10 protein-coding genes and 1 pseudogene are annotated in these 9935 nt (G+C 37.9%); 8 read left to right on the top strand and 3 right to left on the bottom strand.

The window, feature by feature from the left end:
* Positions 1-323: 323 nt before the first annotated feature.
* Together rluF and DF281_RS13765 are read right to left on the bottom strand one after the other, a co-directional pair.
* Positions 324-1031: a 23S rRNA pseudouridine(2604) synthase RluF gene (gene rluF, locus DF281_RS13770; protein ID WP_109350840.1), complete on the bottom strand. Its 708-nt coding sequence runs from the start codon at positions 1029-1031 to the stop codon at positions 324-326.
* Positions 1032-1300: 269 nt separating this feature from the next.
* Positions 1301-2488, bottom strand: coding sequence for an MFS transporter (locus tag DF281_RS13765; protein WP_109350839.1), 1188 nt, complete (start codon positions 2486-2488; stop codon positions 1301-1303).
* Between the two features lie 206 nt (positions 2489-2694).
* On the opposite strand from DF281_RS13765, the gene DF281_RS13760 reads away from it, so the two are divergent.
* From DF281_RS13760 to DF281_RS13750, 3 genes are all read left to right on the top strand, one after another.
* Complete coding sequence (locus tag DF281_RS13760) at positions 2695-3327, top strand: peptidylprolyl isomerase (protein WP_109350841.1); 633 nt, start codon at positions 2695-2697, stop codon at positions 3325-3327.
* Positions 3328-3408: 81 nt separating this feature from the next.
* Positions 3409-4341: a Gfo/Idh/MocA family protein gene (locus DF281_RS13755; protein WP_109350838.1), complete on the top strand. Its 933-nt coding sequence runs from the start codon at positions 3409-3411 to the stop codon at positions 4339-4341.
* A gap of 14 nt (positions 4342-4355) precedes the next feature.
* Entirely contained in the window at positions 4356-4973 is a 618-nt protein-coding gene (locus tag DF281_RS13750) for an NUDIX hydrolase (RefSeq protein WP_109350837.1), read from the top strand.
* A gap of 45 nt (positions 4974-5018) precedes the next feature.
* On the opposite strand, the gene DF281_RS13745 is transcribed toward DF281_RS13750, so the two are convergent.
* Complete coding sequence (locus DF281_RS13745; protein WP_109350836.1) at positions 5019-5564, bottom strand: ECF transporter S component; 546 nt, start codon at positions 5562-5564, stop codon at positions 5019-5021.
* Positions 5565-5786: 222 nt separating this feature from the next.
* Here DF281_RS13745 and DF281_RS14790 point away from each other — a divergent pair, with 222 nt between their 5' ends.
* From DF281_RS14790 to DF281_RS13725, 5 genes and pseudogenes are all read left to right on the top strand, one after another.
* A complete protein-coding gene (locus DF281_RS14790; protein ID WP_166636156.1) occupies positions 5787-5960 on the top strand; it encodes a hypothetical protein in 174 nt (57 codons plus the stop codon).
* A 72-nt stretch (positions 5961-6032) separates the two neighbouring features.
* Positions 6033-7721 (top strand): FAD-dependent oxidoreductase, encoded by a 1689-nt coding sequence (locus DF281_RS13740; RefSeq protein WP_109350835.1) that lies wholly within the window; start codon positions 6033-6035, stop codon positions 7719-7721.
* 75 nt (positions 7722-7796) lie between these two features.
* Positions 7797-8452 (top strand): annotated as a pseudogene (locus DF281_RS13735) (YdeI/OmpD-associated family protein).
* A gap of 17 nt (positions 8453-8469) precedes the next feature.
* A complete protein-coding gene (locus DF281_RS13730; protein WP_240605554.1) occupies positions 8470-9273 on the top strand; it encodes an alpha/beta fold hydrolase in 804 nt (267 codons plus the stop codon).
* Positions 9266-9847 (top strand): PAS domain-containing protein, encoded by a 582-nt coding sequence (locus tag DF281_RS13725; RefSeq protein WP_109350833.1) that lies wholly within the window; start codon positions 9266-9268, stop codon positions 9845-9847. Before DF281_RS13730 ends, DF281_RS13725 begins: the two co-directional genes overlap by 8 nt.
* The last annotated feature ends 88 nt before the right edge of the window (positions 9848-9935 follow it).

Here is a 9935-nt window from a genome sequence, read left to right as displayed (position 1 = left end):
AATGCATCCGTATATGTAATTGCTTTTTCACTTACAGCTTGTACATTGGGATTACATTTTAATTGTTCTTGTTGTTCTCTAGTAAAATATAATTTAGTCATTCTAATCCGCTCCAACATCTTTTTTTCATTATAAACAAAAGTACCCTATCAGAGGACTTTTTTCAAAGTGTCTATCTGATAGGGTACATTTTACAAGTTTAGGGGGGGTCTTAAGATTTAAGCAATTAAATTATATGTTTTATAAGCTATGATTCATAGGAGTATGTTTAGTTGGATATTCATCCAATGATCATTCTATCTCGACTTGAAGTGCCATAGTTTCTACCATTCTTTTGGCTCATAGTCTAATTCTCTAAATAATTGAGTTCGCTCTTTCTTAGATAAATCTCTCCATTGACCTGGTGGAAGTTTACCTATTTGAATATTCATGATTCTAATTCTTTGTAATCGGTAAACGTCGTATCCTAATTCAGCACACATACGGCGAATTTGACGATTTAACCCCTGTGTTAAAATGATTTTAAAATCAAATTTTGATAATTGAACAACTTCACAAGGAAGTGTTGTTGTGTCTAATATTCTTACACCCTCTGACATCTTCTTCAAGAATTCAGACGTGATTGGCTTATCTACTGAAACGATATATTCCTTTTCATGTCTATTCTCAGAACGCAGAATTTCGTTAACAATGTCGCCATCATTCGTAAGAAGAATTAACCCCTCTGAATCTTTATCAAGGCGTCCAATATTAAATATTCTTAATGGATGGTTGACTAAATCAACAATATTTCCTTTTACACCTTTTTCTGTTGTACTCGTAATGCCCACAGGTTTATTTAAAGCAATATAGACATTATTTCTTGCTACTCGGACTTCATTACCATCTACTTGAACGTCATCCCCTGGTTCAACTTGGCTACCTATAGTAGCGCGTTTACCATTAATTTTAACTCTTCCTTCGGTAATTAATTTATCAGCACCTCGTCTAGATGCCTTACCAGATTCACTTATATATTTATTAATACGCATGTTGCCACATCCTTAATCAATGATTGTGTTATTAAATACTAACTATACTTTATTTTAAGGATAAATCACATCCTCTTGTTTAGATCTAACAGATTAAAGTTCGTGACGGAAATCATTAGGAAAAATATCTCCCGAAAATGGATTCATTTTATAAATGATTAAGTAGCTGCTGTCTGTAATATACAGGCGGCAGTTTTTTCCTCTACTAAATAGAAAATACCCGATCAGTGAACTTTTTTCAAAGTGTCTATGTGATCGGGTAAAGTTTTTTAAAGAGTTTTTCTTTTTTGATCTAATGAATAACTAATGGCAGTTAATACACTTGCGGCTACAGCTACAATTCCAGCTACCCACGTAATATTGAGCAGGTGGCTTTGGTGGTAAACAAGCCCGCCAATTGCCGAACCAAATGCGATGCCGACATTACTTGCGACAGGCATTAGTGAGGCAGCAAGTCCAGTTGCACTCGGTTTGTAAATTTCTGCGAGGTCAATTAAATATAGTTGCGTAGAAGTCGTTAATAGTACGGACATGAGTGACATTAAACCGATGTTGATTAAACCAAGAATGAAATGATCTGTTGACCAAAATAGTGCAGTAAGGACGACTGCTTGAATTAAAAATACGAAGCGAAGGCGACCAATGGCATTTTTTGCGGCGATTTTTCCAGCAAGAATATTACTGAAAATCGAGATAAAACCGTAAGCGAATAAGACAATACTAATAGCAGCGGCAGCGATCTCCATTCCTTTTAAAATCGGTACAAGATAGGTGAAGACTGTGTAAGTAGCACCGAATCCTAATGCCGGTATGAAAAATGCCATTAAAATACGAGGATTTCCGAGTAATGAAAATTGGTCGCGTACCGAGCTTTTTGTCTGACTTAAATTTTTCGGAATCATTTTAAAAGCTGTAATTAAGGCGATGACACCGAATGAAGTTGTTAGCATGAATGTTGCGTTCCAACTGAATTGTTCTGCTAATAATGTGCCAATTGGAACTCCGATGACATTCGCCATCGTAAATCCACCGAAGACGAATGAAATCGCTGTTCCGCGCTTATGCGGAGGCATCGATTCAGTTGCAACAACCATTGCAAGTGAAATCAGAACGCCTGTCACAATCGCCGTAAGCATACGCAATACAAGGAGTACGCTATAACTTGAAGCGAAAATACATAAGCTGTTTAAACCGATGAAAACGATGATTAAACTTAAAATCCACTTCCTTTTTGGAAATTGGCTTGTTAATGCCATAACGATTGGTGTAGCAATCGCAAAAGTGAGTGCAAAGGCTGAAATCAATGTGCCAGCTTGTGCGTTTGTAATATGAAGACTTGAGGAAATATCTGTTAAAATTCCAACGATGACAAATTCACTTGTACCCAGTACAAAAGTGAGTAAAGTTAGTGTTAAAATTAAAAACCAATGTTGCTTGGATAATTTTTGACTGGTCATGATCTTCTCTCATTTCTATAAGTTCTATTTAGCTTCAATATCATAGCACACACATAGAGATTCGGAAATGACGTAAATTTTTAACGAGAGAACTCAATATGAAGTCGCTTCAAATACGTTTTAGAGTATGGAAATATGGTATAGTTTTTCTAGAATATATTGACTTTATTGGAGGGTTTTTTGTGAAATTTAAATGGTTAGCATTCATGTTAAGTGTGGCGTTACTTGCAGTTCTTGCAGGATGTGGGAACAGTAAGGATCAAGACAAGGCAGAGAAAGAAGAGAAGCCAGCGACGGAGAACTATGCTGAAAAAGTGAAGGAGAATCCGGTCGTAACAATTACAATGGAAAATGACAAGAAAATCGAAATCGAGTTAGAACCAAAAGTGGCACCGAATACTGTAGCGAATTTTATTGCTTTAGCAAATGACGGTACATATGACGGTTTAATTTTCCACCGCGTCATTCCAGGATTTATGATTCAAGGTGGCGATCCGGATGGTACTGGTATGGGTGGTCCAGGGTATGCGATTAAAGGTGAATTCTCAAATAATCAATTTGAAAACAATATAAAACATGAGCGTGGCGTAATCTCAATGGCTCGTTCACAAAGCAATGATTCAGCTGGTTCTCAGTTCTTCATTATGGTGGCAGAAACCTCATCATTAGATGGTGACTATGCGGCATTCGGTAAAGTAACGAATGGTATGGATGCAGTAGATGAAATCGTTAGTACGAAAACGGACGGTTCTGATAAGCCGTTGAAAGAGCAAAAAATGAAGTCGGTAACAGTTGATACAAAAGGATTCGACTATCCGAAACCAAAAGTTATTAAATAGTAAAATTTCCATCAGAATTTATCCACATGTGCATAACTTTCTGGTGGTTTTATTTATCCACAACACAAAGGGGCGTATGAAATGACAACAATCGCAATAATCGGCACGGGGGTCGTCGGTGAGAGAATCATTAATCAAGCTTTGGGTTTAGAAGAATATGAAATTGTCGCAGTATTCGATGAGCAACAAGATCGTCTAGCGCAAATTGTTGAGAAGTATCAAGTACCAGCGGTTACTTCTATGGAAGAATTGCTAGCGCTACGTGCAGACTGGATATATGTTGGCACACCACCTATTAGTCACGCTTCTTTGACAGAGCAAATCGCTTCCAGAAGATTGAATGTGCTATCTGAAAAACCGTTAGCGCATGATTATGAGCAGGGGGAGAAAATGGTCGGGGCGATTGAGCGCTACAATGTTCAATCAGCGATGCACTTCCCAATGATGTATAGTCCGGAAGTTCGCTACCTCAAAAATGCTTTAGCAGCAGGAGAATTGGGTGATGTTTTACGTATCGAATTACATACTCATTTCCCTGTATGGCCACGTCCTTGGCAACAAAATCCGTGGATTGCGACAAAGGAACAAGGTGGATTTATACGCGAAATTTTCCCGCATTACTTACAATTAACACATCATCTATTTGGTGATTTGGGCATTTTATCACATGAAACGATGTATCAGGAAGATCCGACATTATGCGAAGTAAGTGTCAGTGCTTTAGCTAAAACACATTCAGGTATTCCGCTTCTATTGAATGGCGCATCTAATATGGCACAAAAAGAACGAATCGAATATAAAATCTTCGGTTCTAAAAAAACGATGATTATTCGAAATTGGTCAGAATTATTGGAATGTACAGTGGAAGATGATTTGCGGATTGTTGAAGTTTTTGAGGAAAATGAAAATTTACTTCAAGCATGCGCGAATTACTTAAATGGAAAAGAAGCACTTATTATCCCATTTGATGAAGGATTGAAAGTGCAAAAATGGATTGAAGAATTATTACAGTAAAGAGGATGATGATCATGGATCTACGAAAAATTCAGCAGAACTTAATGAAGCCGCAACCACTTTTTATAGGAGAACAAAATGCGTTTCGTTCCGCAGTGGTCGTTCCTCTCGTAAAAAAAGAGGATGGTTGGCATATTCTATTCGAAGTTCGCTCGTCCAAAATGCGTAAGCAGCCAGGCGATATTAGCTTCCCAGGTGGTCAAATTGATGATAGCGACGAAACGGTTGTTGCAGCTGCTATTCGTGAAACCTATGAAGAACTGGGTGTTTCGGTAGATGATATTCATGTTATTCAGCAACTGCCACCACTTATTATGTCTTCTACCTTTGTCGTGTATCCAACTGTGGCAATAATCCCGAATCAGACGAGTTATACGGTTAGTAAAGATGAAGTGGATGAAATTTTCACAGTACCATTGAATTGGTTACTTCAGCACGAACCTTATATGCATCTAGTCGCTATGCAGCCGCAGCCGAATGAGGATTTCCCTTATGAAAAAGTGGCGAATGGTCGTGACTATCAATGGCGCGCGCGTTCAATGGAAGAATGGTTTTATGAATATGAAGGAAAAACAGTTTGGGGATTAACGGCACGAATTTTGAAATATTTCATTGATCAAGTGAAAGAATAAGAAAAAGCCGTTTCACAATTACATGATTGTGAAACGGCTATTTTTTTACTTATTTTTAAACATTGGTAGTTTTTTAAGAGCTGCTACAACTGGAATAGCGATGACTAAACCAACCGCATTTTGAAGTAAGTTACCAGGAATTGAAGTCGCAGGTGCGATCCAGTTGCCGAAAATAATCCCTTCACATAAGTAGTAACCCGCTAGCATGACAGGAACTGATGCTAGAATACCCATTACGTTGAATGGGATGCTGCTCGCGTTACGGTATGCTGAATAAGCGATTGTACCAACAATCCAAGCTTGTAAACCGCGCGTCACGAATGTGAATGGCGCCCACAATGTCCAACCAGAGAATAAGTCGAATAACCCCATACCGACTGCTCCGATGATCATCCCTTTTTTCGGACCGAATAATAATGTCGTGATGAATAACATCGCTGTTCCTAAATGAACAAGTCCGCCGTTTACTGAAATCGGTAGACGGATATTTAAAAATAAAGTAGCGACGAATACAAGTGCGATACACATTGCCGTAATAATTAAGTCGTTCGTATGTATACGTGAAGATGTTGAATTTACAGCCTTTTGCATGAACAATCTCTCCCTTTGAAATGATAGTCATACATTATCAGAGGATTGGTCCTTGTAAAAGCGTCAGAATTGATAAAAATGAAAGGGTCAGATAATTCTGCGAAATGTCGAAATAATTTTTAAATATTATTACAGTATGGTGAATGTAGGTTGAATTACTACAAAATCATAAAAAAGTAAGCTATAGTATGGGAATAAAGTTTAGAAAAGAGGCGTTTAGCAATGGCTAAATTATCATTAGAAAATATTGAATTAATGCTAGGTGATGCAAAGGAAATGCTTGAAGTTTTAGAAGCTCCAGGTGAAGTAGATGCAGGTACGAAGGAATTAATTCAATTAACAAAAGAACAAATCGAAGAATTAGAAGAAATGAAGAAAGAGCGCGAAGCAGAATAGTTATTTTCCTTGAATTAATACCTATAAGGGTATAATGTAAATGGTATGAGATGACGAGGAGGATTTAGGAATATGAAGGTATTAGTAGTAGGTGGCGTTGCTGGGGGAGCTTCAACAGCAGCACGTATTAGACGTTTAGATGAGCAAGCAGAAGTAATTATTTTTGAAAGAGGGCCGCATGTGTCGTTTTCAAACTGTTCTTTACCATTCCATTTAAGTGGTATTGTGCCAACGAGTGAGAAATTGATTTTGATGGATCCTGTTCAATTTAAAAAGAAATACAATTTAGCAGCGCGTGTTAGCCAAGAAGTGGTCGCAATTAATCGCCAAAATAAATCGATTACTGTGAAGCACGTGATGACAGGGGAAACATATGAAGAATCATATGATAAACTCGTCCTTTCACCAGGCGCACACCCTACATTACCAAACGTTGATGGCATTAAATCCTCACACGTTTTTACCGTTCGAAATGTAGTAGATATCGAAAAATTACAAGGTTATGTACAGTTAGCAGCTGTTGAAAATATCGCCGTCATCGGTGGTGGCTTCATCGGAATCGAAGTTGCGGAGAATTTGAGAAAAGCGGGCAAAAATGTCACGGTCGTTCAACGTTCAAATCAAATCATGGCTTCATATGATCTTGACATGGTGCAAATCATGCATAAGGAATTATTAGACCACGGAGTCGCATTGGAAGCTGGAGTCGCTTTAACGAAAATTGAAGAAGGCAAAGTTCATTTAGATTCTGGTAAAGTAATTGCTGCAGATGCAGTCGTAGTAGCAATTGGCGTAACACCTGAAACACATTTAGCAGTAGATGCTGGACTGGAGTTGGGTATTACAGGCGCGATTAAAGTAGACGGTAACTATGTTACTAGTGATGATTCAATTTATGCAGTCGGTGATGCGATTGAAGTGTACCACCGTATTTTGCATAAGCCAGTTCGTTTAGCTTTAGCAGGGCCTGCGCAAAAACAAGCGCGTGCAGCAGCGGATCATATGTATGGTATTACAAATCGTAATAAAGGTGTCATCGGTTCATCAAGTATCCGAATTTTTGATTACAACTGTGCAGCGACAGGGATTAATGAGAAGGAAGCGAAAGAAGCGGGCATGCAAGTGGATAGCGTGTATGTTATTGCTCCAGATAAAGTTGGTTTAATGCCTTCAAGTAACCCACTTCATTTTAAACTTGTCTATGAAGTTCCTACAGGGAAAATCCTTGGCGCACAAGCGATTGGTAAAGGGAATGCGGATAAGCGAATTGATGTCATCGCGACATTAATTACAATGGATGGAACGCTTGAAGATTTGAAAGACCTTGAGCTTTCATATTCACCGATGTACGGTACGGCAAAAGATGTTGTTAACATGGCAGCACTAGTTGCGACAAATATTTTATATGGTCGTTTCAAACAAGTCCACATAACGGATGTACGTCCATTATTTGAACAAGGCGCGACTTTTTTAGATGTTCGTGAAGTGAAGGAATTTGAAAATGGTCATATTAAAAACGCAATCAATATTCCATTAAGTGAGCTTCGCGATCGTATGGCAGAAGTACCGACAGATCGCCCTGTGTATGTGCATTGTCGTTCTGCACAAAGAAGTTATAATGCAGTGATGGCATTGAAAAACAGTGGCTTCACCAATGTGTATAATGTATCTGGTTCATTCCTCGGAATTTGCTTAACAGAGTATTATACAGATGTACGCGATGGTCGTGAACCAATCGTTACAAAGTATAATTTTAAATAAGCTCGGCTAGAAACTTGCCGAAATAAGAATCTCCACCTACACTATTGTTAATCAAAAGAGGTAGGTGGTTTTTCTATGGAAAAAACAATTGAAGAAAAATTAAAGTTACATGGATATGACAAGAAGGCTGTGTTAAACAGGCCGTCGCATCACCCCTATTTAACGGAATTAACAGAAGTAGATGAAGCACTAAATGGTAGTTACGATTTGATTTTCGACTTCGTTGAGACATTGGAGCAACTAGTAAAATCAATTGAAAACGTAAAAAGTGGACATCATTTGAACGAAAAGGGGTATTTATTGCATATCCTAAAAAAGACAATAAACAATTCAAAACATATGTTCATCGTGACGATATATTAAAGAGTATCAAAACTGATGCAGAAGGCTATGTACCGGGAAGTTCATTGAAATTTTCGCGTATGGTGAAGTTAGATGATATTTATATAATTGTTGGACTAAAACAACAGACCGTTCGAAAAAAATCAACAGCTTCCAGTCAACGAGTGAAGGATTACATCGATGACATACCGAAAATCGAAGAAGATTTAGCTGATGTACCAAAGGAATTAGCCTTTTATCAATCGCTAACATCCGGCTATAAAAAAGATTGGGCAAGATATGTATACAGTGCAAAACAAGAGGCAACGAGAGAGAAAAGACGCCAAGAGATGAAGGAGATTCTATCGCTCGGATTTAAGACGAAGGAACTTTATCGACAAGGAAAGTAAGAATGGAGAGGGTTCGGATGGATCTTTTGAAAAGAAATAATGTAAAAATTTATGGTAATGGGGAGCAGGCAATTGTTTGCGCGCATGGCTTTGGTTGCGAACAAAGTATGTGGCAATACATTACGCCAGCATTTGCTGAGCAATACAAAGTCATTGTTTTTGACTATGTTGGAGCGGGGGGATCAGATCTCACTGCGTATAATGCGGAAAAGTACAATTCACTTGATGGGTATAAACAAGATTTAGTAGAGGTGATCGAATATCTGAATCTAAAAGATGTCATTGTATTTGGACACTCTATTAGTTCAATGATCGGGATGTTGGCAGCAATTGAAAAGCCAGAACTATTCTCTAAATTAATTATGATTGGTCCATCGCCATGCTATTTAAATATGGAGGATGGTTTCAAAGGTGGTTTCGAACGTTCGGATGTAGAAGAATTACTTGAGATGATGGAGATGAACTTCACTGGTTGGGCGAGTTATATGGCTCCAGTAGGGATGGGCGCAGATGCACCTGCACATCTAAAAGCAGATTTGGAAAATGTCTTCGTATCTACGAATCCAAAAATCGCACGCGAATTTGCTGAAGTAACATTCTTCTCAGATTATCGTAATCGTTTAGGCGAGTTAACAACACCAACACTTATTTTACAATGTGCAGAAGATAGTATTGTACCAGCGCATATTGGCGAATACTTGCATGAACATATTCCGAATAATGAGTTGGCTCATATGGAAGCGAAGGGACATTACCCGCATATTAGCCATCCGCGAGAAACAGTCGAATTAATCAAAGGATTTTTGAACGGTCATGAATAATCAATTGGATCGGATTGCACACGCACCATGCGGTTTTATGACACTTGATATCGATGGGATTATTTTGTCAGTGAATGAAACGATGTTAAAATGGCTCGGCAAAAAGCATGAGCAGCTCATTGGTTATCATTTTGAAATACTTTTATCTAAAGTAAATAAGCTTATTTTTCACTCTTATTTCTATCCGACAATCTCAATTCAAGAACGTGTGGAAGAGTTGATTTTAAAATTACTTCATGAGGATGGGGAATCTCATCCCTATATTTTAAATGCACGTAAATTTGAAGAAGAGTCAATTATCTACGTGGATTGTGCATTTATTCGCATCGATCAACGTGCGAATTACGAAAGTGAATTGAAATATGCACAAAGCTCCGTTCAAGAAGCATTAAAACAAAAAGAAGCAGCGTATGAAGCATTAGAGAAATTGCACTTTGAAATTGAAGAGAAGCAAGAAGAGTTGATTATGATGAATGAAAACCTAGAGAAATTGTCGAATGTTGACCAATTGACGGGTATTTATAATCGCAGGTATTTGAATCAATTTCATAATTCGATTTTTTCAAGAGCTTAGATTGCTCCGATGTAAAAACTATCGTTTTTAAAATTTATGCAGGTACTTTTGCATGACTTAATTGCGAATTGATGCGGTCAACTGCTAA

The sequence above is a fragment of the Kurthia zopfii genome (genome assembly GCF_003143955.1).
Classification (GTDB): Bacteria; Bacillota; Bacilli; order Bacillales_A; family Planococcaceae; genus Kurthia; species Kurthia zopfii.
This window is presented reverse-complemented; position numbering and strand designations above follow the sequence as displayed.

Excerpts from the sequence above, each read along its gene's own strand:
- rluF (WP_109350840.1), bottom strand. The coding sequence starts at position 1,031 with ATGCGTATTAATAAATATATAAGTGAATCTGGTAAGGCATCTAGACGA.
- DF281_RS13765 (WP_109350839.1), bottom strand. The coding sequence starts at position 2,488 with ATGACCAGTCAAAAATTATCCAAGCAACATTGGTTTTTAATTTTAACA.
- DF281_RS13760 (WP_109350841.1), top strand. The coding sequence starts at position 2,695 with ATGTTAAGTGTGGCGTTACTTGCAGTTCTTGCAGGATGTGGGAACAGT.
- DF281_RS13755 (WP_109350838.1), top strand. The coding sequence starts at position 3,409 with ATGACAACAATCGCAATAATCGGCACGGGGGTCGTCGGTGAGAGAATC.
- DF281_RS13750 (WP_109350837.1), top strand. The coding sequence starts at position 4,356 with ATGGATCTACGAAAAATTCAGCAGAACTTAATGAAGCCGCAACCACTT.
- DF281_RS13745 (WP_109350836.1), bottom strand. The coding sequence starts at position 5,564 with ATGCAAAAGGCTGTAAATTCAACATCTTCACGTATACATACGAACGAC.
- DF281_RS14790 (WP_166636156.1), top strand. The coding sequence starts at position 5,787 with ATGGCTAAATTATCATTAGAAAATATTGAATTAATGCTAGGTGATGCA.
- DF281_RS13740 (WP_109350835.1), top strand. The coding sequence starts at position 6,033 with ATGAAGGTATTAGTAGTAGGTGGCGTTGCTGGGGGAGCTTCAACAGCA.
- DF281_RS13730 (WP_240605554.1), top strand. The coding sequence starts at position 8,470 with ATGGATCTTTTGAAAAGAAATAATGTAAAAATTTATGGTAATGGGGAG.
- DF281_RS13725 (WP_109350833.1), top strand. The coding sequence starts at position 9,266 with ATGAATAATCAATTGGATCGGATTGCACACGCACCATGCGGTTTTATG.